Below are 20,535 nucleotides of genomic sequence, written 5' to 3' on the forward strand. Positions count from 1 at the left end.
GCCGCCCGCGTCAGCCTGGCGTGGGCGCTGTTACCGCTTCCGGTGGAATGATCGCCTGCTGTAACTGCTGCAGTGAGCAGTACAGCCGCCAAATCAAGCCTGCCAAATCACGTGCTGCCTGTTCTGGATGCTGGGCAAGCGCGTTACTCATACGCTGCAACTCCTGCAAGGTGGCGTCTAACGACGCATGTTGCACCCCTTTCTCAGTCATGACTCCCTTCAAACAATGAATACAGACGTCGCGCACGGCGGCCAGCGGATCTGAACGGGTTTGCCAATCACGCAGTTGCCAGACCACGTGGCTGCAGTTCAGCAGCACGACTCCCCAACGCAATAGCCAGGTGCGAGCCTCTTGATCCAGGCTTTGATTCAGTTGACTGATGCGGTGATAGATACGCGACTCAAACTGGCTTTCGCTTTGCTGCGGTTTCTTACTCAACTGATCGATAAAGTCACGGCGTAATGCGCGGATAATCCGTCGGCTTTTGCGTTTGTCCGAACTCGGCCTCAGGATTTGGAACGCCAATCCGGCCAACAGTACGCCGGCAATCTTGGCGAGACTGTCATTGATATAGCCCTGATAATCGTAGCTCGGCGGGTTGGTCACGGCGAGAAACGATCCCATAAACACGATCAACTGACCCCATAGTGGGGCATAGGGGGGATTTTGCAGTTTCATCATCTGCATCGTGACCAGGGTCGGGAACAGGAAGGCGCAGAACACCCAAAAGTCGTCGATCTGGATCATCAGGCCAAACTTCATCACAAAGCAGAAGGCAAACAGCAGGGAAACGGCCTTCAGTAAGGTGGTGATGGATTTGATCGGCGAAGGCGTAGAGGAATAGAGCACGCAACTGATGGCAATCAACGTCAGCGCAGAGCTACCAGAGTCCCACTGGGTAGTGATCCAATAAGCGCAACCAATCAGGATGCACAAGAAGGTGCGAAGCCCGTTGTAGGCGGCCTCAACGCTGTCGGTATGACGCGCTAGCGAGGTAACCCGTGGCGGTTCGATATCGCTGACCTGGGTAGCGCTTTCCAGCCGTTGTAGCCAGCGGGTACAGCGTAGATAGATCCAGCAAAAGTGGCGCAGGCGCAGGAAGAAGGCCCGATGGCGATAATCGGCCGGTTCCTGAGGGGCGATGGCGGCCAGAATATGCGCTAGCCGGTATTTATCTGTGGTGGGGTCACGTAATTCATTCAACAACTGCTCCAACACCACCGCCAGATTCTCCGGGCGGTCAGGCCAGTTTAACAACATGCGGCGCAGGCTGGAGATGACGCTGGTGATGCGCAATTGCTGGTGCAGCATGTAGTTGAGGATATTGTTTTGCCGGCGCAGCCGGTAATGGCTCCAGAAGGCCTGAATACGCAGCAGGTTCATGGTGAGGATTTGGCCGATAACGCCCTCGTGGGAGGTACGCATCCGCAGGCTGATTTCCGGTTGCCACAACATGGCGGCGTGTTCCAGCAGGCGTAAGTGCATGCGACGTAGCGATACCAGCAGAGTTTCGCCATCCGAGGTGCTTGGCAGGATCATCATCATCAAGCCGCCGCACAGGATACCGGTGATCACCTCACAGACGCGTGCCTGGGTGATATCAAAAATTTGCTGGGTGTCGGTAATATTCACTGTGCCAAACACGATGATCGCGGCGGTATAACCCGCCAGGGCGAAGGCGTAGGAGACATTGTTCTGGTAGTGGTTGGAAATGTAGGTGCACAGCCCCAACCAACTGGCAATCGATAGGGTGAACAACCAGGGATCGTTCAGGCAACCGGCAATCAGCAGTGACGCCATGGCGCCAAGCAGGCTGCCAAAAATGCGGCCAATGCTCTTGCTGATCACGCCGCCAACCGTCGGGAAGCTGACGACGGCGGCGGAGGTCAGTGCCCAATAGGGCTCGTCCAACTGTAAAACGAAGGCGACCCATAGCGCCAGGCACATTGCCAGGGTGTTGCGTAACGCATAGCGCCACTGCCCTGCGGTGGCTTTACCCCAGGGCGAGCGCTTCCATTCAAGAAAGGGCAGGTTCACACATTAGTCCTGCTGATGAATTGAAATGGTGCAGGTGGTACCGGCTACCAGAGTCAGGTCGGCCGGAATATCGATCAGCTTGATGCGCACCGGCACCCGTTGTGCCAGGCGTACCCAAGGCACGTTGGGTTTCACATCCATCAGCAAATCACTGCTGCTGTCGGCGCTTTGGTCGTAAATGGCCCGGCCAATGCTTTCGACCACCCCTTGCAGCCGAATATTGCCGTTATACAACACGATATCTGCCTTGCGGCCCTCTCTGATATGCCTGAGCTTGGTCTCTTCGAAATAACCGAGCACATAGAACGAATGGGTGTCTACCAGCGCCACCAACGGCGTTCCTGCGGTGGCGTAGTTGCCGACGCGGGCCTGCAAGTTGGTGATGTAACCGTCGGTTGGGGCATAGATCCGCGTTTTACTGAGGTTCCATTTGGCCTGTTCGAGATTGGCCTGCGCCGCCTTATACGAGGCTTTCATGGAGGCGGCGGCCAGGTTGGACTCATCCAGATCTTCAGAGGAAATGACGTTACGGGGCAGGCTGCGGCGGCGGGCTGCTTCATGATCGGCCTTGGCCATATCTGCCTGCGCTTTGGCCAGCGCCGCCTCGGCATTGTCCAACGCAATTTGGTAAGGCACGGGATCAATGTTGAAAATCAGGCTTCCCGCAGTAACGAACTGGTTATCATGAACGAGTATCTTCTCTAATCTGCCAGAGACTTCCGGGGTAATATTGACGAGCTCAGCCCGCACCTTACCGTCACGTGTCCAAGGGGATTGCATGTAGTAATTCCATAACCACCAGCCGGCACAAAGCGCGATGGCGCAAACTATAACCGTCGAAAAATACTTTAATGTCTTATGCTTCATGAGCTACCAACTCGCTAGGAGCCACAGGGAACCGCTGACGGTAATGACGAAGATGGACAGATCCATCAGCATAGGGTGCCAAATATCACCGGAGTACATCCAGTCGCGTAGCAAATGATGCACCAGCAGCCAGAAGACTAAACCAAGTAAGAAAGCTTTAAATAGAGGGGGGAAATAAAGCGATGCACCCAGCACCAGATCGGGCAATGGTGACGCAGTATGGAGCCAAGTCGTATTCACGTTAGCAATCCCGATGAGTGAATATGAAGGATGTTTGCATAGAGGATAACCAATTACCGATAAAAATGTGTCTATTTTTGCGATTTGGATTATATACATTTGTGTTTTTAATGTTAATTAACCAAAATGGGCTACACTTTGGGGAGTAATGTTAGCATGCTAACTATAAGGAGGGGGAAGTGGAATCAACGTTAGGTTCAGATTTAGCACGATTAGTTCGTGTTTGGCGTGCGCTGATCGATCATCGGCTAAAGCCGTTGGAGCTTACACAAACGCATTGGGTGACATTGCACAATATCAATCGATTACCGCCTGAACAGTCGCAAATCCAATTGGCAAAAGCGATCGGTATTGAGCAGCCTTCATTGGTCCGTACCTTGGATCAGCTGGAAGAAAAAGGGTTGATCACCCGCCACACCTGCGCTAACGATCGACGTGCCAAGCGCATCAAATTGACCGAGGCGGCAGAGCCGATTATTCGTGAAGTGGATAGTGTGATCACGTCGACCAGAGGCGAAATTCTCAGCGGTATCTCGGCAGAAGAAGTAAGACTTTTAGTTGGTTTGATTAGCAAGCTGGAACAGAACATCATCGAACTGCAAGAAAAACAATAAATCCAGCGCCTTTTTTATTATGCTTAGTCACAGCAACAAACAGAAACCGGAGGCCCAGGGGCCTCCGGTTTTGCATTCAGGCAAGGACGTTACAGTGGAGAAACGGTAACGGTACTGCCATTTTGCGCCATACGAACGCGCTGGCCTGGGCTGAATTTAGTCGACCCGGCTTTCTGTACCACCACGATATTTTCTTTATTATCGGTTTTGATTTCCAGCTCCCAGGCGTTGCTACGGCTAGCCGCGCTACCGACGCTGTCACCTACCACACCACCGGCTACGGCGCCTGCTGCGGTTGCCAGGCTACGGCCAGTGCCGCCACCAATGGTATTCCCCAGGAATCCACCCAGGACTGCGCCGCCGATAGTGCCAAGCATGCTTGAGCCTTCACCGCCCTGAATTTGCACCGGGCGTACGGACACCAAGGTCCCAAAGGTCACGGTTTGTACCTGTTTGGCCTGAGAGGCGGAATAGACATCACCGGACGCGGTTTGGTTTGCACAGCCCGCCAGTGTGACTGAGGCGAGAGCGACAACAAGAAGACGCTTGATCATATAAAGCTCCTGCAGTTGGTAATCCAGATCTGGGAGATAGGCCCAAACCAAGTTCTATAAATATTACAGCAATTATGGTTGAATCGGTTTGATATCACCCATGTGTTGCCTTCTGTATACAGCTTAGCTTTTCTCTGTTCAACCAATAATAAACGGTGGTTTAACTTTGTGACAGAACTGAAAACAAATAACCGGCGCTTTATCCTCCCCTGAATTGTTTGTTATGTAACCAATTGTCGGCATAAAATAAACAACTTCGCTCACATGCTGTAAAAAAGACATCATAATTCATGGCGTTAATCGCACAATTCTGGTCTATTTAAAGGGTGAAAACGGTTGCAACCTGGAAAAGGTAAAGGATAGTGCTGATGAAGTCAGGCCGCTATATTGGTGTTATGTCTGGCACCAGTCTGGATGGGATCGACGTGGTGCTTGCCGCGATCGATGAACGTATGGTGGCGCAACAGGCAAGCTATAGCCACCCCATGCCGATCCAACTGAAAAAAGATATTCTGGGGATGTGCCAAGGGCAGCAGACTACGCTTTCTGCCGTAGGACGGTTGGATGCGCAGTTGGGCACGCTGTTCGGTGAAGCGGTGCAGGGGCTGTTAAAACAGACCGGTATTCCGGCCCATGAAATCACCGCCATTGGCTGTCATGGCCAAACGGTGTGGCATGAACCGGAGGGCGAGACACGCTTTTCGATGCAGCTTGGGGACAATAACCGGGTGGCGGCATTGACCAATATCACTACCGTGGGGGATTTTCGCCGCCGTGACATGGCCTATGGTGGCCAAGGGGCTCCCTTGGTTCCCGCGTTTCATCAGGCTTTATTGGCTCACCCGACCGAGCGCCGTATGGTGCTGAATATTGGCGGCATCGCTAACCTGTCACTGCTTTTGCCCGGCGCACCGGTGCGCGGTTTTGATACCGGGCCAGGGAATATGCTGCTGGATGCGTGGGTATGGCGCCATCGTTCGAAACCTTTTGATAAAGATGGCCTTTGGGCGATGGAAGGGCGCGTTTGCTTACCGCTATTGCAGCAGATGTTGGCGGACCCTTATTTCGCCTTACCGGCACCGAAAAGTACTGGTCGAGAATATTTCAATATCAGCTGGCTGGAAAAACAGCTGGCGACGTTGCCAGGGTTAACTCCAGTGGATGTGATGAGCACGCTGGTGGAACTGACCGCCACCACCATTAGCGAGCAGGTGATGCTGGCTGGGGGCTGTGAGCGGCTGCTGGTCTGCGGTGGTGGTGCCCGTAATCCACTGTTGATGGCGAGAATGTCCGCTTTACTGCCAGGTACCGAGGTGGCAACCACCGATCACTTTGGCGTCAGTGGAGATGACATGGAGGCGTTGGCTTTTGCCTGGCTAGCATTCAGGACCCTTTCCGGTCTGCCGGGAAATCTGCCTTCAGTTACCGGTGCCAGTTGTGAAACGCTGCTAGGTGGGATTTATCCGGTTTTGCCGTTGGGCCACCGCTAGCTCTGTTAGGATAAAGAAAGGGTTAATATCTTAAGGAGCACCTGATGAAAAAAATAGTGATGGTTGCCGGAGTTCTCGTGTTGGCGGGTTGCAGCTACGTGGTCCCACAAAAAAGCGAAACGTTGCACTATCAATGCGGGACGACGCCGCTTACCGTGGAACTCAATGGTGAGGAGAGCACGGTCAGCTTCCTGATGGACGGCGAACAACTGAAGCTGAAACAGGTGCTGGCGGCGTCCGGCGCCAAATACAGCGACGGTAAATACACCTTCTGGTCGAAAGGGCCAAACGCCTTTGTCGAGCGCAATGATAAAGTGATCATGAGTGACTGCGTGCTAGCTCAAGACGCTAACCACGCTTAATACCGCGCCACTGAAGCCTGAGGCAGGTGGGAGTTGTGCAGGTTAACCAACCGATGAGCGCAGAAGATGCGCGATACGAGCCTCCATGGATGGATTTACGGCGTGTCGGCGTTCTGCATGACTCTCACTTGTTGCACTACCGGGGCGCAGCTATTTGCTAGCAGAATGATTGAGATCCTGCTGCTACAGGCGCAGAATATGACAACGAATTTACCGCTTGGTTGCTAATCCAGATGACTGATAATAATGAGTTTGATGTGGCGGATCTGCGCCGTGAATATACCCGTGGCGGGCTACGCCGTAACGATCTGACCGCCAACCCCCTGGATTTGTTCGAACGCTGGCTCAAACAGGCTTGTGAGGCGCGTCTGGCCGATCCTACCGCCATGTGCGTCGCTACCGTGGACGAGCAGGGGCAGCCTTTCCAACGCATCGTGTTGCTAAAGCACTTCGATGACCAGGGCCTGGTGTTTTATACCAACCTTGGCAGCCGCAAAGCGCAACAACTGGCACAAAACCCGCATATCAGCCTGCTGTTCCCGTGGCATATGCTGGATCGCCAGGTGATCTTCCTCGGCAAGGCCGAGCGGTTGTCAACGCTGGAAGTGATGAAGTATTTCAACAGTCGGCCCAAAGACAGCCAGATCGGCGCTTGGGTGTCGCAACAGTCAACGCGCATTTCTGCCCGTGGCATCCTCGAAAGCAAGTTCCTCGAACTGAAGCAAAAATTCCAGCAAGGCGAGGTGCCCTTGCCCAGTTTCTGGGGCGGTTTCCGCGTCAGATTCGACTCCGTTGAGTTCTGGCAAGGGGGCGCGCACCGCTTGCACGACCGTTTCCTGTATCAACGCGAGGGAAATGACTGGAAAATTGACCGACTGGCACCCTGATACACGGAAAATCCCCCTTAAGCGCTGGCACTGATGCCGCTGGCGCTTTATTCTATGCGCTACCCCGAATTTTGTGATTTTCGCCAATGGGCGAAGGCCGTGTACCGGCAAAGGTGCATTCGTTTATACATGGAGAAATTGATGGCTAGCATCAACCTGATTCAACAACTGCAAGAGCGGGGCCTGGTGGCTCAAGTGACGGACGAGGAAGCGTTAGCAGAGCGACTGGCGCAAGGGCCAATTGCACTGTATTGCGGCTTCGATCCGACCGCTGACAGCTTGCATTTGGGCCATCTGGTGCCTCTGCTGTGCCTGAAGCGTTTCCAACTGGCCGGCCATACGCCGGTAGCGTTGGTGGGTGGCGCGACCGGTATGATCGGCGACCCAAGCTTTAAAGCCGCCGAACGCAAACTCAACACCACGGAAACGGTCAACGAATGGGTCGAGAAAATCCGCAAGCAGGTTTCTCCGTTCCTCGATTTCGACTGTGGCAGCAACAGCGCCATTGCGGCCAACAACTACGATTGGTTTGGCGGCATGAACGTGCTGACCTTCCTGCGTGACATCGGTAAACACTTTTCGGTTAACCAGATGATCAACAAGGAAGCGGTCAAGCAGCGCCTGAACCGTGATGATTCCGGGATCTCCTTCACCGAGTTTTCCTACAACCTGCTGCAAGGGTTCGACTTCTCCGAGCTGTATAACCGCCATCAGGTGGAGCTGCAGATCGGCGGCTCTGACCAGTGGGGCAACATCACCTCGGGTATCGACCTGACTCGCCGCATGCACCAGAAACAGGTGTTTGGCCTGACGGTGCCGTTGATCACCAAGTCTGACGGTACCAAGTTTGGTAAAACCGAAGGCGGCGCGGTATGGCTGGCTCCGGAAAAAACCAGCCCGTACAAATTCTACCAGTTCTGGATCAACACCGCGGATGCGGACGTTTATCGCTTCCTGAAGTTCTTCACCTTCCTGAGCATTGAAGAGATTAATGCGCTGGAAGAAGAAGACAAGAACAGCGGCAAAGCGCCGTGTGCCCAGTATGTGCTGGCAGAAGAAGTGACCGGTATGGTGCATGGCGCTGAGGGTTTGGCCGCTGCGAAACGTATCACCCAGAGCCTGTTCTCCGGCGCGCTGCACGAAATGACCGAGGCGGACTTTGCGCAGCTGGCTCAGGATGGCATGCCAACCATCAAGCTGGAGAACGATGCAGATCTGCAACAGGCGTTGGTGAATGCCGAGCTGGTTCCTTCTCGTGGGCAGGCTCGCACCATGATCGGTTCCAACGCGGTGACCATCAACGGTGAGAAGCAGTCCAACCCGGAATATCTGTTTACCGACAGCGATCGCCTGTTTGGCCGTTACACGCTGCTGCGTCGCGGCAAAAAGCATTACTGCCTGGTTGACTGGAAATAATCTGTTTTGATACTGACAAGGGGCCCAATGTGGCCCCTTTCTTTATTCAGGCTTTATAGCCCTTCGGCACTCAACGTTGCTGCTACCGCAGGGCGAGCCGCTACGCGATCGAAATAAGCCGTCAGGTGCGCGTGCTTCGTGAGATCAAACTGTAACGCTTTCGCCCAACGCAACACGGTGAACAGATACGCATCCGCCACGCTGAAACGCTGGCCTAACAGGTAATGCTGTTTTTCCAGCACCGAGTCCAGGTAGCTGAACTGGCTAGCCAGCTTATCGCGGGCAATCGCTTTGTATTCATCCGGCGTCTTCGGGTTAAACAGTGGGCTGAAGCCTTTGTGCAACTCGGTGGCCACGTAGTTCAGCCATTCGATCGCATGATAGCGAGAAAGTGTGCCAGCGGCTGGGATCAGGTTACGATCCGGTACGCGATCCGCCAGGTATTGCACAATCGCCACGCCTTCGGTCAGCAGGCTGCCATCGTCAAGTACCAACGCCGGGACTTGCCCCTTCGGGTTGATCGCCAGATAGTCGGCACCACTTTCGGTTTTCTTGTGAGCTAAATCGACTTTCTCTGCGGTGAAATCCAACCCGGCCTCACGTAATACGATGTGAGGGGACAGGGAACAGGCGCCAGCTTTATAGAACAATTTCATCGAAAACTCCTTGATGGTGATGAAGGACAGGCAGGTTTAACCTCCCATCCTAGTCCTAGGCCAGAAAAATTACAGCGGTTTTGCCAACAATATTTTATTACTTCGCCAGAGTGAGTGCTGGCATCTGCGCCAGTAAATCGGCGATTTGCTGTTGCAATACCTGTGGCGCGGTTTGCATTGGGGAGCGAAGCTCGTTTTTTATCAGCCCTTGCTGAGATAGCGCCGCTTTAACCGGGCCTGGGTTCGGGTAGCTGAACATTTGTTGGATCATCGGCAGCAGGGTATAGAAATTGCTGCGTGCGGCGGCCAGATCGCCTTGCGCGACTTGTTCAACCAGAGCAACAAAGCGTTCCGGGTGCAGGTGTGCCGCAGCGGAAATTGCGCCAGTACCACCCAGGCACAGCGTGGTTAGGATCAGAGGGTCTTCGCCGGTCAGCACGTCGATCTCGCCGTCGTGGATCAGCGACATGGTGGCCTCGGGGCAGCCGCCACAATCTTTGATCGCCTTGATTTGCGGGTGGCGGGCGAGTTGCCTCAGCGTTGCCAACTCAAAAGTTGCTCCGGTGCGATAAGGCACGTTATACAAAATCACTGGGACGCGAGAGGCATCGGCAAGGCGGGTAAAATACTCCACCAGGCCCGCCTGCGAAGGGCGAATATAATATGGCGCGGGGATCAGCACACCGGCGATATCGCGCTGGTTGATAGCCTGCTGCATCTGCAAGGTGCTAGCCATGTTATTCCCGGAAAGGCCCATGACCACCTGGTGGGCTGGCACCACCTCGAGAACGGCATCCAGCACCGCCAACTGCTCTTCTTTGCTCAGAGCTGCGGCTTCGCCGGTCGAACCGCAGACCACCACGCCAGCGACGCCTTTGGCGATCAGATGCTGAGCCAGCCTTTTGACTGCCGGGAAATCAACTTCGTCATGATTGAATGGGGTAACCAGTGCTACCCAAATACCGGAAAATGAAGCCATGTAAAACTCCTGCTGCGTGACCGACTAGGAGTCAGATGAAAAACCAGAGAGGAGTATCGCGTTGCACACCATCCAGTCAGCTCATCTGACGGGACAGCGCGCCCCGGTCAAATGAGCGGCTGTTTCTTCGAAGTAAGCGCCAAAGCTTCACCCACGGTCAACGCGGTTTGCTGCGGTGTGGCCTGTTGGATGAAAGGGGACATGGCGATCTCATAACCTGTGAATGTCACCCGATAGTGGAGAGGTCACGGTCAGCTGTCAATGGATAACCAGATGATAATAGGGATATTAATAATAGTTGGGTGCAGATGAGTCTGGCTTATCAAACAGAGACCCCGCTAAAGCGGGGTCTGTGATCAACGATGTGGGCGCGTGCTGATGGAGGCAGTCCAACTGAAGGTGGCACCTGTTGGCTGTGCCCGGTTGGCTTTGCGTTCTGCGCGGGTCGCTTTGGCAATCTTTTCACGTGCGGCCATAATGCGATCGATGGCTTCGTCTTTAATTCTATTATGTTCGGAGTTGGTCAACTGGCGCTCGAGGTTTTTGCTTGCTCTGTCCAGATCGGTCTTTACTTCACGTTGTTCGCTTTCTGTCATCTCTTTCAGCGTTAGTCTCTTCATTTTGGCAACCTGTGTTGTGAAGTTGACTTTCAGTGTACAGCATTTATGGCAAAGATATTGCTCTGTAGTTATCAAACTTCTTCCAGCAGTTCGCTGAGAAAGCGGCGCATGCGTTCGGTGCGTAATGCCGCCATCCTTCGGCCTGCCGCAGTCTGAAACCCTTCCTGTAGTTTGAACAGCTTGGTTTCGAAGTGATCCAGAGTGAATCGCTTGTCATCATACTGGCGCTGTTGCGCCAGCGGGTCGGCGGCATCATATAGGGCGCTACGCATGCGGCCACCGATGTAGAAGCAGCGGGCAACGCCGATCATGCCAATCGCATCCAGCCTGTCGGCATCCTGCAGGATTTTGGCCTCCAGCGTTTGCGGCGCAATAGCGGCAGAAAAGCTGTGGGCCTCGATCGCGTGCGCAGTCTTGTTGATATTCTCCTTAGACCAACCAAGGGTTGCCAGCGCGATGCCGGCTTTTTCTGCCGCCATGCGGGAGGCCAGATGGCGCTGAGGGGAGTTTTTCTCTACCGCAACGCAGTCATGCAGCAATACGGCGGCACACAGAATTTGCTGGTCTCCTCCTTCATCCTGACTGATTTGGCGACTATTTTTCCAAACGCGGTGCAGGTGGGCCACATCATGCGAGCCATCATCACCCTCTAGCGTCAGCGGCAGCAACGCTTGCGCTAATGCCTGAAACGGAGAGAAGGGGTGTAGCAGCTCTGGGGAGACAGTTGGAAAATGCACAAATCGATCCTTATCAATAGGCAGGAAATGTGGAGGGATTACCCGTTGCGAGAGTTGCCGTATTTGTTGTCGTACTCGCGCCGATAGCCGCGCGCTTTATTGCGATCGCGGATCCATAGATAGCCGCAAACCAGGGCCACCAGGGTTGAAAATGAAACATTACGCATATCCCGGTCATAATAAAACACCAACAATGCATCCAGCGCCGCCACCAGGGCAATCCACTTATACATGTGCGACTGCCGCCGCGTTGCGGCATTAAGGCGTTTTAACTGTCTGGCTTCATGCAAAACCGGCTTTTGCTGCATAGTCACTCATCATCAATCAGTCCAGTTGCTAAATTAGCAGATTATTCCCGACAGCGTCATAGCGGATAAGGGCTGTTATGTCACTTTCTACATCGGTTTAAAAATCATGCGCTGACGGATTGAAATCGGCCAAAAACGTGATAGGTTATTTATTCATTATTTTCGATTTTATATTCAGTGGGTGGCGATGATTGTCAGAACCTGGCACGGCTGCGTGCCGCTACAACATCGGCAAGGATTTGCCGATCATTTGCATGTCACAGGCGTCAAGCATGCTAAAGAGATTGCGGGCAACCGTGGGGCTTTTGTCAGGCAAGAGGTGCAGGGAGACTATGCACATTTCTTTCTGGCAACTTATTGGACCTCGCTTGAGGCCATCAAATGTTTCGCCGGTGAAGCCTATCAGGTTGCGGTAACTTATCCGGATGATGAAGCCTTCGCGCTGATCTCCGATCCTTACGTGTTTCACCATCAGGTTGATAAAATCGTCGAGCTTTAACCTCGGATTCAACGTTATGCAGGGGATTACGATGAACAGCAAAACAGTACGCCCAGAAGAGATCGTGCAACAGCAGCTTGATGCCTACAATGCCCGTGATATCGACGCCTTTATGGCCTGTTGGGCGGACGATGCGCTGTATTATCAGCATCCGGATACGCTGCTTGCCCGTGGTAAAGGTGAAATTCGTGAACGACATATTGCCCGCTTCCAAGAGCCTAGCCTTTACGGTGAGCGTATCAAACGTATGGTGGTGGAGAATTTGGTGATCGACCAAGAGGTGGTCACGCGCAATTTTCCGCAGGGGCGCGGGAAGATGGACATCATTGCCATCTATGAGATTGAGCAAGGGAAAATCGCCAAGGCCTGGTTTAAGATTGGGCCTTGTGAACTGGATGAGGGCGCATTATAGCGCCCCCTGATTTACAGTGCCAAAATGGCTTCTATCTCGACGTTGAGATCTGGCGAAAACAGGGCGCTGACGGCAACCAGAGAGCTGGCAGGGAGCGCACCGTCCAGATAGTCGAACAGGACCTCACGGATGGCCGCCAGGTCGGCTATCTCGGTCAGAAAAACGGTGATCTTGATCAGTGATTTAAGATTGGTGCCCTCGCTGGCAGCCACGGCCGCCAGTTGTTCCAGTATGGCGCGAGCCTGGTCTTGTACCGCTTGTCCCTGGGCTTCGGTGGCAAAGGCGGTCAGGCCAGAGACGTACAGCGTATCGGCGTGGCGTACCGCGTGCACATAGGGCCCACCCGGCTTAGGTAATTTTGCATAGTTGGTACGTTTGAGTAATGACATGATGACCCCACGAGATGACCAAGAGAACGCACTCATCAGCGCGCGCAGCCGAAAGTTTTGCAGGATGCTGCCTGGTAATACTATCATCCCAGGCAGTCGTTCACGCAAGAAGGGTGCATAAGGGTGATCAACCAGGCATTTATTCCTTATCTGCAACGTTGGCAACTTGAGCCAGACGGGACAGCGTTTGAAACCCATAGCAGCCTGTTGATGCCGGTGCGCTATCAAATGATGCCCGCAATGCTGAAAATTGCCCGCGAACAGGAAGAAAAATTTGGCGGCCAGCTGATGTGCTGGTGGCGTGGAGAGGGCGCTGCGCGGGTGCTGGCATGGCATGATGACGGCATTTTGCTGGAAAGGGCTATGGGGCCTTTATCATTAGCGCAGCTGGTACGCAACGGTGAAGACCAACGGGCAACTTCTATTCTGTGCCAGGTCATTGCCCGATTGCATGCGCCACGAGATGAACCTTACCCCGAACTGATCCCCTTGCACCAGTGGTTTAATGCCCTATGGCCCGCAGCGCAGGCTCACGGAGGCATGCTGCGCTTGAGCGCCACCGCTGCGGCGGAACTGTTGACCAGCCCACGGGATCAAGGGGTGTTGCATGGGGATATTCACCATGACAACGTGCTGGATTTTGCCGAACGCGGCTGGCTAGTGATCGATCCCAAGCGTCTGTATGGCGAGCGTGGATTTGATTACGCCAATATCTTCTGCAACCCCAATTACGGTGTCGCCACCGATCCCGATATCTTCCATCGTCGCGTTGAGCAGGTTTGCTCGCTGGCTGGCTTGGAACGTTACCGTCTGCTGCAGTGGATCCTGGCCTGGGCGGGGCTTTCCGCGGCCTGGTTTTTGGAAGATGGTGAGCAAGCGGATATCGATTTTCGTGTAGCAGAACTGGCAGCGCGTGCCTTGGGTATCGCGCTGCCGCAAGGTGATAGCGGATTTATCCTACCAATCGTTGAGAGCCAATAGCGGGATTCAAGGTGTTTTGCGCCGTGGTAATGAGAAAATAGCGTACGCCAGCACGCCGCCAATCAACCCCCAGAACGCAGCCCCCACGTTTAGCAAAGTCAGCCCGGAAGCGGTGATCAGAAAGGTGATCACCGCTGCGTCCCGCTGTTTATCATCCTGGAGCGCGCGTTGCAGACTACCAGCGATGGTGCCTAATAACGCCAGCCCGGCGATGGTATGGATCAAGGTTACCGGCAGCGCGCTGAACAGCATGCCAATGGTACCGCCGAACACCCCCGCTAACAGATAAAAGCCACCGGCGGCCACGGCAGCCATATAACGGCGCTTGGGATCGGGATGTACGTCAGGCCCCATACAGATGGCGGCGGTGATGGCCGCAATACACACCGTGAAGCCGCCAAAGGGGGCCAGCACCAAAGCCGTCAGGGCCGTCCAACTGATTAAGGGAGAAGTGGGGACGTCATACCCGCCAGCCTTGAGAGTGGCGATGCCTGGCGCGTTCTGTGAGGCCATCGTCACGACAAAGAAAGGAATACCTATGCCCAGCAACGTCGACAGCGTGAAGTGCGGAGCGATAAATTCTGGCTTGGCGAAGGACAGCGTTTGTTGGGTGAAATGAATGTTACCCTGTAACGCCGCGATGATCAGCCCAACCAGCAATGTCAGAACGATTCCGTAACGCGGCAGATAGCGGCGGGTGAACAGATACACCAGGCACATACCGGCGCTGAGTGAAAAATTGATCTGCAAGGAAGCGAAGGCATCCAACCCGAAGCGGAGCAATATACCGGCCAGCATCGCTGCCGATATGGCCTGCGGGATATGATTCATCAACCTGGCAAACAGGCCGGTGACGCCACACAGCAGGATCAGCCCGCTGGCAAAAATAAATACCCCGATGGCCTCATTGAGCGGGGTTCCAGGCAAACTGGTGACCAGCAACGCGGCACCGGGCGTCGACCAGGCGGTGAGGATTGGCGTACGGTAATAGAGCGAGAGCCCCAACGAAGTGATACCCATGCCTAGACCAAGCATGCTTAGCCAACCGCCGATTTGTATTGGGCTGGCACCCGCCGCTGCCGCCGCCTGAAAGATAATCGCTGCGGAACTGGTGTAACCCACCAACACCGCTACAAAACCCGCGACAACGGCAGAAAAGGAAATATCACGTAATGAGAGTGCAGGACGCATAACCGCTCCCGAGTAGTGTGCGTTATAACGGTCGAGTTGACGGAGCATAGCATCGTGCGTTATAGCGCACAAGAGGCTATAATCACCGCAGGTTTTTCAGGAGAATAGCTATGCAGGATCTTGCCAGCCATTTGGCGCAAACGCTGAAGTCATTACGTACGCAACGCGGCTGGAGCCTTAATCAGGCTGCCGAAAATACGGGCGTCAGCAAGGCGATGCTGGGGCAGATCGAACGGGGTGAATCCAGCCCAACGGTGGCGACCTTATGGAAAATTGCTACCGGGTTTAACGTGGCTTTCTCTGCCTTTCTGGAAACGGCGCCTCTGCAACCGGCGGCTATGCTGCATCGTTATGGTGATTTGCCCATCTTCCATCAAGACAATGCCGACCTGCGTGTGGTGCCGCTTTTCCCATTCGACCGCCAACTGGGTTTTGATATGTTTGTGATCGACTTAGCTCCTGGCGCGCTCAGTGAATCCTCGGCTCATGAGCCGGGTGTGATTGAACATGTCATTGTCATCAGTGGCCAACTTGAACTGGCGATTAACGGCGAGTGGCATAGCCTTGCCAGCGGCGAAGCCATGCGTTTCCAGGCGGATTGCCCACATGCGTATCATAATGCCAGCGCGGAGCCGGTACGTATTCACGACTTGATCCATTACCCACTGGTTTAAACCGGATTTAATCGCAGCAGTGAATTTTGACGTGCAAAAAAGGGTGCTCACGGATCGTCTCCCGACAAGTCACGGACGGGGCGAACCCCATCCGTGGGATCGCCTTACCGCTGTTTCAGGCAAGACAGAATGGCGGCAATTTCCGTTGTTCCTTGCCTGACGCGTAATTCACACAACGAATCACGTGTTATCCAGGTGAATGCGATCAGCGTCACACAGATAACGATCAGGCATAAAACCAGCAGTTTTTGCGGCATTCTTAACCTCCTTGTCCCTTGATTTTGGGATTTTAAGAGGCTAACCTCACCTTGTTTGGGAGTGAGATCGGCCTCGGATTGATGTAAATCGGTCCGGGGCTTTTCTCTTTCCATCCTTTACCAAATGCTCCAGACGGAAAGATCCAGAGCACCCACCTGCAGTCTACTTAATACCCATGCTGTTGAATGCACGCGATTGTTCAGATAGCGAAGCGTTTCGCAATTTTTCTGTGCATCATAAAAAAACGCCGAAGCTTGGCTCCGGCGTTTTTGAGGTCAGGTTACTGCAGAGATTAGAGAGCAGCAGCTTTCGCTTTTGCTGCCGTATCTTCTGCGGTATCCAGCGTCATGCGGTACAGTTTTGGTGCGGTCAGCATCATCAGTACGGCGATCACCGCCGTGGCGATACCAATCTGCATAAACACGTGGCTATAGATAGCCAAAGAAGCATGCGCATCGTTGATGTCGCTTGGAACGGCGGTCAGACCCGCGACCTTACCGGCGATCAGCGCGGCGGCGGCGGTGGTCAGGAACCATGAGCCCATGATAAAGCCCATCAGGCGCTGTGGTACCAACTGGGCGACCATGGCCAAGCCCAGACCAGAGATCATCAACTCACCGATACTCTGCAGCGCATAGCTCAAGATTAGCCAGTTAACGGACACGATGCCCTGGTCGTTGGCGAAGCTTGCGCCCCACGGCAGCACCAGGAACGCCCCGGAACACAGGATCATGCCGAAGGCAAACTTGTGCGGCATTGGCAGACGATCGCCCATCTTGTTATACAGCGCGGCGAGAATAGGGCTGGCCATCATGATCCAGAACGGGTTCAGTGCCTGATACTGCTCTGGCTCAAAAGCGATCCCTAAAATATTGTGCTCAACGTTGTGGATAGCAAAGAAGTTCAGTGAGGTTGGCATTTGGCTGTACAACACGAAGAACACTACTGCTTCGAGCATCAGCAGGAAGGCCACGATCATTTTACGACGTGCGGCGCCGTGTAAGGCGAAGGTTTCCTTGGCGAACACGATGACGATACCCACAGAGATGATAGCCAGTGCCCAGCGCGCGATAATCTGGTTGTGCAGCAACCAGCTGGAAATGGCGATCAACGCCACTACACCAACGATCACCATCAGCAGTTTTTTGACCTGCAGAGGCTTAAAGTCAGGTTTTGAACCGTATTGCTTAACCCAGCCGTGGCACATCATAAAGTTGACCAGGGTGATCAGCATCCCCACCACGCTCAGTGAGAAGGCGACGCTCCAGCCATATTTGGCCGCTAGCCATGGGGTTGCCAGCATGGAGAAGAATGAGCCGATGTTGACGGACATATAGTACATGGTAAATGCACCGTCCAAACGCGGATCGTCTTTCTCATAGCAGGTAGACAGCAGGGAAGAAGGGTTGGCTTTAAACAGACCACTACCCACGGCGATGGTGGCCATCCCCAGGTAAACCCAGAAGATATCATGGCCAGAATAGGCCACCATGGCGTAACCGGCGGCCAGCACGATGGCCCCCAATACGATCACTCGCTTGGAGCCAAGAACTTTATCCCCCAACCAGCCACCAATGGCCACGAAACCGTACACCAGCGCGCTGAATGAGGAGAACAGCGTAATCGAGTCGGCTTCACTCAGGCCAAGCATCTTGACCAGATAGACCGCCATGATGCCTTGCAGACCGTAGTAGCCGAAACGTTCCCAGAGTTCAATCGAGAAGATCAGGTAGAAGGCCTTAGGTTGCTTAAACGCGTTAAGGCTAATGTTTTCCGAAGAATTGTTGTTTGCAGTTGACACTGGTACCTCTGGTTTTTTCACTACCCGTATTGTCAGGACGGGAAATAGCAGAATGTGATGCAGGGCTGCACACTTCTGCATTGTTATAGGATGAATGCCGGCGGTTAATGTTCACTATCTTTGTCAACGTGGCAAGCTTTTTGACATGTTCTGTTACATATAACATAGACAACGCTATGCAACTATGTTGCAAATGTTATGCAGTATTAACGTTTGCCATTATTAAATTTGCCGAGTTTTTGTTTTGATTAAAAGCTATCCTGAATTAATTTAGTTATATCTTCTGCTATTTAATCCATATCCAGTCCATACCAATGCTCATGATTGATTAGGCCTTGGTTTGTTGTGCATAAATTGGGTTATGCAAAATATCTGAAAATGAACAGATCGGTAGTGAGGTTTGTAAATGAGATGTGATCGTCAAGACGTGAGGTTAACCACAATTTTTGACTAATTTTACGGTTGAAAATATCTGAAACAGCGAGTTTGTAGGGTAATCTCGGGTTCCACCAAGGTTAATGCTGCTTGAAGTCACATTTTTGATAAAAAACCGGAGGGAAGAGTCGCGGACACGGATCGCCGTGCCCGGCAGGCTCAGTTTAGCGGATAGACCTTCTCTTTAAACTCGCACAGGTCTTCGATAATGCATGAACCACAGCGCGGTTTACGGGCGATACAGGTATAGCGACCATGCAGGATAAACCAGTGATGGCAGTCGACTTTAAACTCGGCGGGAACCACTTTCAGCAGCTTTTCCTCTACCTGCTCCACGTTTTTCCCTGGGGCGAAGTGGGTACGGTTACAGACGCGGAAGATATGGGTATCAACAGCAATGGTTGGCCAACCGAAGGCCGTGTTCAACACCACATTGGCCGTTTTGCGCCCCACGCCGGGCAGGGCTTCGAGTGCCGCACGATCTTCCGGCACTTCACCGTCATGCTTTTCCAGCAGGATACGGCAGGTTTTAATCACGTTCTCGGCTTTGCTGTTAAACAGGCCGATGGTTTTGATGTACTCTTTGACGCCGTCGACCCCTAACGCCAGCATGGCCGCAGGCGTGTTGGCAACCGGGTAGAGCTTGGCCGTGGCCTTGTTAACGCTGACGTCGGTTGCCTGAGCGGAGAGCAGCACGGAAATCAACAGCTCAAAAGGGGTGGTATACACCAGCTCGGTGGTCGGATGCGGGTCGTTATCCCGCAAGCGGGTCAGGATCTCCAGGCGTTTCTCTTTATTCATAGCGCTTTCTCTACGTGTCCCTGTTCCATGTTCGGTTCAACTGTCAAAGCCTTGGCTTTACGCGCCTTCATTTTTTCGTCAATCAGATATTTGGTTGCCAGCATCAAGCCCAGACCGATAAAGGCACCCGGTGGCAGCATGGCCAGCAGGAAAGGGGTGTCGAAATGGACAATCTCAATGCGCAACACCTTGGCCCAACTGCCCAGCAGCAGGTCAGCGCCATCAAATAGAGTACCGTTACCAATCAGCTCGCGTAGCGAGCCCAGCACAAACATGGCGCTGGTGGCACCAAGGCCGATGGCCATACCGTCGATCAAGGCCAGTCCTACCGGTTTTCGCGCCGCTACTGCTTCAGCCCGGCCCACCACGATGCAGTTGGTGACGATCAGCGGGATAAATATCCCCAACGATTGATACAGGCCGAACGCGTAGGCGTTGATCAGCATTTGCACGATACTCACCGCGGCAGCAATGATCATCACATAAATCGGAATGCGGACCTCGCTCGGGATCCAACGGCGCAGGGCGGAAATGGAACCGTTGGTAATGGTCAGCACCAGCGTGGTGGCTAGCCCAAGCCCCAAGGCGTTGGTGGCAGTTGATGTTACCGCCAGCAGCGGACACAGCCCCAATAATTGGACTAACGCAGAGTTGTTTTTCCACAACCCCTGTACGATTAACTCTTTGGCTTCACTCATTCGCTGGCTCCGCAGGCAGGCAAGGTATCCAGTTTAGGCGGCAGCGTCTCCATAAACAACGCTGTACGACGCACGGCGTTGACCACGGCTCGCGGGGTAATGGTGGCCCCAGTGAACTGATCAAACATCCCGCCGTCTTTCTTCACTGCCCAACGTTTGTCATCCGGGCCGTCGATCTTTTTACCGCTGAAGAAGGTGATCCAGTCGGTGATACGTAATTCGATTTTATCGCCCAGCCCGGGCGTTTCGTGATGTTCTATCACGCGGGTTCCCAATACCGTGCCGTTAAAATCGGCCCCGACCAGCAGTTGGATCGCACCAGAATAACCGTCTGGCGCGGTCGTTTCCAACGCGGCTGCCACCAGTTGACCATTCTTGCGGGCCAGATACAGAGGGTGCGGTGCGCCGTTGCCTAACGCCGGATCGCTGACCAGCAGGCATTCGCTCTGCATATCGTTGTCATAATGTTCCGGTGGGACGACTTGGTCCAGCAGCGCTTTTTGTTGCAACGCGGCCTGGTGGGCAATGGTAGTTTTGGTTAACTGGTACACCACGGCGGTCAGGCCTGTGGTGACCGCGGCAAACACGGCCAGTGTGGTGCCATGCTTTCTCATGGAATTAAGCATAT

Annotated in this window: 25 protein-coding genes; 9 read left to right on the forward strand and 16 right to left on the reverse strand. The window is 53.7% G+C overall.

Translation table 11 applies throughout. From position 1 onward, the window contains the following. Nucleotides 1–10 precede the first annotated feature (10 nt). The 3 genes from A6U95_RS22660 to A6U95_RS30855 are packed head-to-tail and all read right to left on the reverse strand — an operon-like array spanning nucleotide 11 to nucleotide 3,145. On the reverse strand, nucleotides 11–2,038 hold the full coding sequence (locus tag A6U95_RS22660) for an FUSC family protein (protein WP_065686119.1): 2,028 nt from the start codon (nucleotides 2,036–2,038) through the stop codon (nucleotides 11–13). Nucleotides 2,039–2,041: 3 nt separating this feature from the next. Next, nucleotides 2,042–2,905 carry an HlyD family secretion protein gene (locus A6U95_RS22665; RefSeq protein WP_065686120.1) on the reverse strand — a complete coding sequence of 288 codons (864 nt, stop codon included), beginning with the start codon at nucleotides 2,903–2,905 and terminating at the stop codon, nucleotides 2,042–2,044. A 3-nt stretch (nucleotides 2,906–2,908) separates the two neighbouring features. Beyond that, the gene (locus tag A6U95_RS30855; protein WP_024486868.1) at nucleotides 2,909–3,145 is read right to left on the reverse strand and encodes a DUF1656 domain-containing protein; all 237 of its coding nucleotides are present in this window, start codon (nucleotides 3,143–3,145) and stop codon (nucleotides 2,909–2,911) included. A 179-nt stretch (nucleotides 3,146–3,324) separates the two neighbouring features. Between A6U95_RS30855 and slyA the strand changes: the two genes are divergently transcribed. After that, nucleotides 3,325–3,759: a transcriptional regulator SlyA gene (slyA, locus tag A6U95_RS22670; RefSeq protein WP_021178082.1), complete on the forward strand. Its 435-nt coding sequence runs from the start codon at nucleotides 3,325–3,327 to the stop codon at nucleotides 3,757–3,759. An 89-nt stretch (nucleotides 3,760–3,848) separates the two neighbouring features. On the opposite strand, the gene A6U95_RS22675 is transcribed toward slyA, so the two are convergent. Next, on the reverse strand, nucleotides 3,849–4,313 hold the full coding sequence (locus A6U95_RS22675; RefSeq protein WP_021178081.1) for a glycine zipper 2TM domain-containing protein: 465 nt from the start codon (nucleotides 4,311–4,313) through the stop codon (nucleotides 3,849–3,851). A gap of 368 nt (nucleotides 4,314–4,681) precedes the next feature. On the opposite strand from A6U95_RS22675, the gene anmK reads away from it, so the two are divergent. The 4 genes from anmK to tyrS all read left to right on the forward strand — a co-directional run bounded on the left by anmK (nucleotide 4,682) and on the right by tyrS (nucleotide 8,468). Then, complete coding sequence (gene anmK / locus A6U95_RS22680; protein ID WP_065686121.1) at nucleotides 4,682–5,803, forward strand: anhydro-N-acetylmuramic acid kinase; 1,122 nt, start codon at nucleotides 4,682–4,684, stop codon at nucleotides 5,801–5,803. A gap of 44 nt (nucleotides 5,804–5,847) precedes the next feature. Beyond that, nucleotides 5,848–6,165, forward strand: a complete 318-nt coding sequence (locus tag A6U95_RS22685) for an MliC family protein (protein ID WP_065686122.1) — start codon at nucleotides 5,848–5,850, stop codon at nucleotides 6,163–6,165. 233 nt (nucleotides 6,166–6,398) lie between these two features. Continuing rightward, nucleotides 6,399–7,052, forward strand: coding sequence for a pyridoxamine 5'-phosphate oxidase (pdxH, locus tag A6U95_RS22690; protein WP_021804541.1), 654 nt, complete (start codon nucleotides 6,399–6,401; stop codon nucleotides 7,050–7,052). A gap of 141 nt (nucleotides 7,053–7,193) precedes the next feature. Further along, entirely contained in the window at nucleotides 7,194–8,468 is a 1,275-nt protein-coding gene (gene tyrS, locus A6U95_RS22695; RefSeq protein ID WP_065686123.1) for a tyrosine--tRNA ligase, read from the forward strand. A 53-nt stretch (nucleotides 8,469–8,521) separates the two neighbouring features. On the opposite strand, the gene gstA is transcribed toward tyrS, so the two are convergent. The 5 genes from gstA to A6U95_RS22720 all read right to left on the reverse strand — a co-directional run bounded on the left by gstA (nucleotide 8,522) and on the right by A6U95_RS22720 (nucleotide 11,768). Then, nucleotides 8,522–9,124: a glutathione transferase GstA gene (gene gstA, locus A6U95_RS22700; protein ID WP_021178076.1), complete on the reverse strand. Its 603-nt coding sequence runs from the start codon at nucleotides 9,122–9,124 to the stop codon at nucleotides 8,522–8,524. 97 nt (nucleotides 9,125–9,221) lie between these two features. Then, on the reverse strand, nucleotides 9,222–10,103 hold the full coding sequence (dapA, locus tag A6U95_RS22705) for a 4-hydroxy-tetrahydrodipicolinate synthase (RefSeq protein WP_065686124.1): 882 nt from the start codon (nucleotides 10,101–10,103) through the stop codon (nucleotides 9,222–9,224). 356 nt (nucleotides 10,104–10,459) lie between these two features. Next, complete coding sequence (locus tag A6U95_RS22710; protein WP_024486509.1) at nucleotides 10,460–10,723, reverse strand: DUF3811 domain-containing protein; 264 nt, start codon at nucleotides 10,721–10,723, stop codon at nucleotides 10,460–10,462. Nucleotides 10,724–10,794: 71 nt separating this feature from the next. Next, nucleotides 10,795–11,460 (reverse strand): HD domain-containing protein, encoded by a 666-nt coding sequence (locus A6U95_RS22715; RefSeq protein ID WP_065686125.1) that lies wholly within the window; start codon nucleotides 11,458–11,460, stop codon nucleotides 10,795–10,797. Between the two features lie 38 nt (nucleotides 11,461–11,498). Further along, nucleotides 11,499–11,768: a hypothetical protein gene (locus A6U95_RS22720; protein ID WP_065686126.1), complete on the reverse strand. Its 270-nt coding sequence runs from the start codon at nucleotides 11,766–11,768 to the stop codon at nucleotides 11,499–11,501. Between the two features lie 187 nt (nucleotides 11,769–11,955). Here A6U95_RS22720 and A6U95_RS22725 point away from each other — a divergent pair, with 187 nt between their 5' ends. Continuing rightward, entirely contained in the window at nucleotides 11,956–12,267 is a 312-nt protein-coding gene (locus A6U95_RS22725) for a hypothetical protein (RefSeq protein ID WP_065686127.1), read from the forward strand. 31 nt (nucleotides 12,268–12,298) lie between these two features. After that, on the forward strand, nucleotides 12,299–12,679 hold the full coding sequence (locus A6U95_RS22730) for a nuclear transport factor 2 family protein (protein WP_065686128.1): 381 nt from the start codon (nucleotides 12,299–12,301) through the stop codon (nucleotides 12,677–12,679). A gap of 11 nt (nucleotides 12,680–12,690) precedes the next feature. Here A6U95_RS22730 and A6U95_RS22735 read toward each other — a convergent pair whose 3' ends face one another. Beyond that, nucleotides 12,691–13,068 carry a RidA family protein gene (locus A6U95_RS22735; RefSeq protein WP_065686220.1) on the reverse strand — a complete coding sequence of 126 codons (378 nt, stop codon included), beginning with the start codon at nucleotides 13,066–13,068 and terminating at the stop codon, nucleotides 12,691–12,693. Nucleotides 13,069–13,194: 126 nt separating this feature from the next. Here A6U95_RS22735 and A6U95_RS22740 point away from each other — a divergent pair, with 126 nt between their 5' ends. Beyond that, nucleotides 13,195–14,049: an aminoglycoside phosphotransferase family protein gene (locus A6U95_RS22740; protein ID WP_083196451.1), complete on the forward strand. Its 855-nt coding sequence runs from the start codon at nucleotides 13,195–13,197 to the stop codon at nucleotides 14,047–14,049. A 6-nt stretch (nucleotides 14,050–14,055) separates the two neighbouring features. Here A6U95_RS22740 and A6U95_RS22745 read toward each other — a convergent pair whose 3' ends face one another. Further along, nucleotides 14,056–15,240, reverse strand: coding sequence for a benzoate/H(+) symporter BenE family transporter (locus tag A6U95_RS22745; RefSeq protein ID WP_065686129.1), 1,185 nt, complete (start codon nucleotides 15,238–15,240; stop codon nucleotides 14,056–14,058). Between the two features lie 110 nt (nucleotides 15,241–15,350). Here A6U95_RS22745 and A6U95_RS22750 point away from each other — a divergent pair, with 110 nt between their 5' ends. After that, entirely contained in the window at nucleotides 15,351–15,914 is a 564-nt protein-coding gene (locus A6U95_RS22750; protein ID WP_065686130.1) for an XRE family transcriptional regulator, read from the forward strand. Nucleotides 15,915–16,018: 104 nt separating this feature from the next. Here the strand turns inward: A6U95_RS22750 and A6U95_RS30420 are convergent, their stop codons facing one another. The 5 genes from A6U95_RS30420 to rsxG all read right to left on the reverse strand — a co-directional run bounded on the left by A6U95_RS30420 (nucleotide 16,019) and on the right by rsxG (nucleotide 20,533). Continuing rightward, nucleotides 16,019–16,171: a Hok/Gef family protein gene (locus tag A6U95_RS30420; protein ID WP_059200725.1), complete on the reverse strand. Its 153-nt coding sequence runs from the start codon at nucleotides 16,169–16,171 to the stop codon at nucleotides 16,019–16,021. Nucleotides 16,172–16,464: 293 nt separating this feature from the next. Continuing rightward, nucleotides 16,465–17,973 carry a dipeptide/tripeptide permease DtpA gene (gene dtpA / locus A6U95_RS22755; RefSeq protein ID WP_024486618.1) on the reverse strand — a complete coding sequence of 503 codons (1,509 nt, stop codon included), beginning with the start codon at nucleotides 17,971–17,973 and terminating at the stop codon, nucleotides 16,465–16,467. A gap of 594 nt (nucleotides 17,974–18,567) precedes the next feature. Next, nucleotides 18,568–19,209 carry an endonuclease III gene (nth, locus tag A6U95_RS22760; RefSeq protein WP_024529925.1) on the reverse strand — a complete coding sequence of 214 codons (642 nt, stop codon included), beginning with the start codon at nucleotides 19,207–19,209 and terminating at the stop codon, nucleotides 18,568–18,570. After that, nucleotides 19,206–19,907, reverse strand: coding sequence for an electron transport complex subunit E (locus A6U95_RS22765; RefSeq protein ID WP_024529926.1), 702 nt, complete (start codon nucleotides 19,905–19,907; stop codon nucleotides 19,206–19,208). The genes nth and A6U95_RS22765 overlap by 4 nt, the downstream gene beginning before the upstream one ends. Next, the gene (gene rsxG, locus A6U95_RS22770) at nucleotides 19,904–20,533 is read right to left on the reverse strand and encodes an electron transport complex subunit RsxG (RefSeq protein ID WP_065686131.1); all 630 of its coding nucleotides are present in this window, start codon (nucleotides 20,531–20,533) and stop codon (nucleotides 19,904–19,906) included. Before rsxG ends, A6U95_RS22765 begins: the two co-directional genes overlap by 4 nt. Nucleotides 20,534–20,535: the final 2 nt, after the last annotated feature.

Origin of the sequence: Serratia sp. 14-2641, from assembly GCF_001692375.1 — a bacterium.
In the GTDB taxonomy this organism is placed as follows: domain Bacteria; phylum Pseudomonadota; class Gammaproteobacteria; order Enterobacterales; family Enterobacteriaceae; genus Chania; species Chania fonticola_C.

Excerpts from the sequence above, each read along its gene's own strand:
- A6U95_RS22750 (WP_065686130.1), top strand. The coding sequence starts at position 15,351 with ATGCAGGATCTTGCCAGCCATTTGGCGCAAACGCTGAAGTCATTACGT.
- anmK (WP_065686121.1), top strand. The coding sequence starts at position 4,682 with ATGAAGTCAGGCCGCTATATTGGTGTTATGTCTGGCACCAGTCTGGAT.
- pdxH (WP_021804541.1), top strand. The coding sequence starts at position 6,399 with ATGACTGATAATAATGAGTTTGATGTGGCGGATCTGCGCCGTGAATAT.
- nth (WP_024529925.1), bottom strand. The coding sequence starts at position 19,209 with ATGAATAAAGAGAAACGCCTGGAGATCCTGACCCGCTTGCGGGATAAC.
- A6U95_RS22725 (WP_065686127.1), top strand. The coding sequence starts at position 11,956 with ATGATTGTCAGAACCTGGCACGGCTGCGTGCCGCTACAACATCGGCAA.
- A6U95_RS22745 (WP_065686129.1), bottom strand. The coding sequence starts at position 15,240 with ATGCGTCCTGCACTCTCATTACGTGATATTTCCTTTTCTGCCGTTGTC.
- A6U95_RS22685 (WP_065686122.1), top strand. The coding sequence starts at position 5,848 with ATGAAAAAAATAGTGATGGTTGCCGGAGTTCTCGTGTTGGCGGGTTGC.
- A6U95_RS22730 (WP_065686128.1), top strand. The coding sequence starts at position 12,299 with ATGAACAGCAAAACAGTACGCCCAGAAGAGATCGTGCAACAGCAGCTT.
- A6U95_RS22720 (WP_065686126.1), bottom strand. The coding sequence starts at position 11,768 with ATGCAGCAAAAGCCGGTTTTGCATGAAGCCAGACAGTTAAAACGCCTT.
- A6U95_RS22665 (WP_065686120.1), bottom strand. The coding sequence starts at position 2,905 with ATGAAGCATAAGACATTAAAGTATTTTTCGACGGTTATAGTTTGCGCC.
- A6U95_RS22710 (WP_024486509.1), bottom strand. The coding sequence starts at position 10,723 with ATGAAGAGACTAACGCTGAAAGAGATGACAGAAAGCGAACAACGTGAA.
- rsxG (WP_065686131.1), bottom strand. The coding sequence starts at position 20,533 with ATGCTTAATTCCATGAGAAAGCATGGCACCACACTGGCCGTGTTTGCC.
- A6U95_RS22735 (WP_065686220.1), bottom strand. The coding sequence starts at position 13,068 with ATGTCATTACTCAAACGTACCAACTATGCAAAATTACCTAAGCCGGGT.
- A6U95_RS22765 (WP_024529926.1), bottom strand. The coding sequence starts at position 19,907 with ATGAGTGAAGCCAAAGAGTTAATCGTACAGGGGTTGTGGAAAAACAAC.
- A6U95_RS30420 (WP_059200725.1), bottom strand. The coding sequence starts at position 16,171 with ATGCCGCAAAAACTGCTGGTTTTATGCCTGATCGTTATCTGTGTGACG.
- tyrS (WP_065686123.1), top strand. The coding sequence starts at position 7,194 with ATGGCTAGCATCAACCTGATTCAACAACTGCAAGAGCGGGGCCTGGTG.
- gstA (WP_021178076.1), bottom strand. The coding sequence starts at position 9,124 with ATGAAATTGTTCTATAAAGCTGGCGCCTGTTCCCTGTCCCCTCACATC.
- A6U95_RS22675 (WP_021178081.1), bottom strand. The coding sequence starts at position 4,313 with ATGATCAAGCGTCTTCTTGTTGTCGCTCTCGCCTCAGTCACACTGGCG.
- dapA (WP_065686124.1), bottom strand. The coding sequence starts at position 10,103 with ATGGCTTCATTTTCCGGTATTTGGGTAGCACTGGTTACCCCATTCAAT.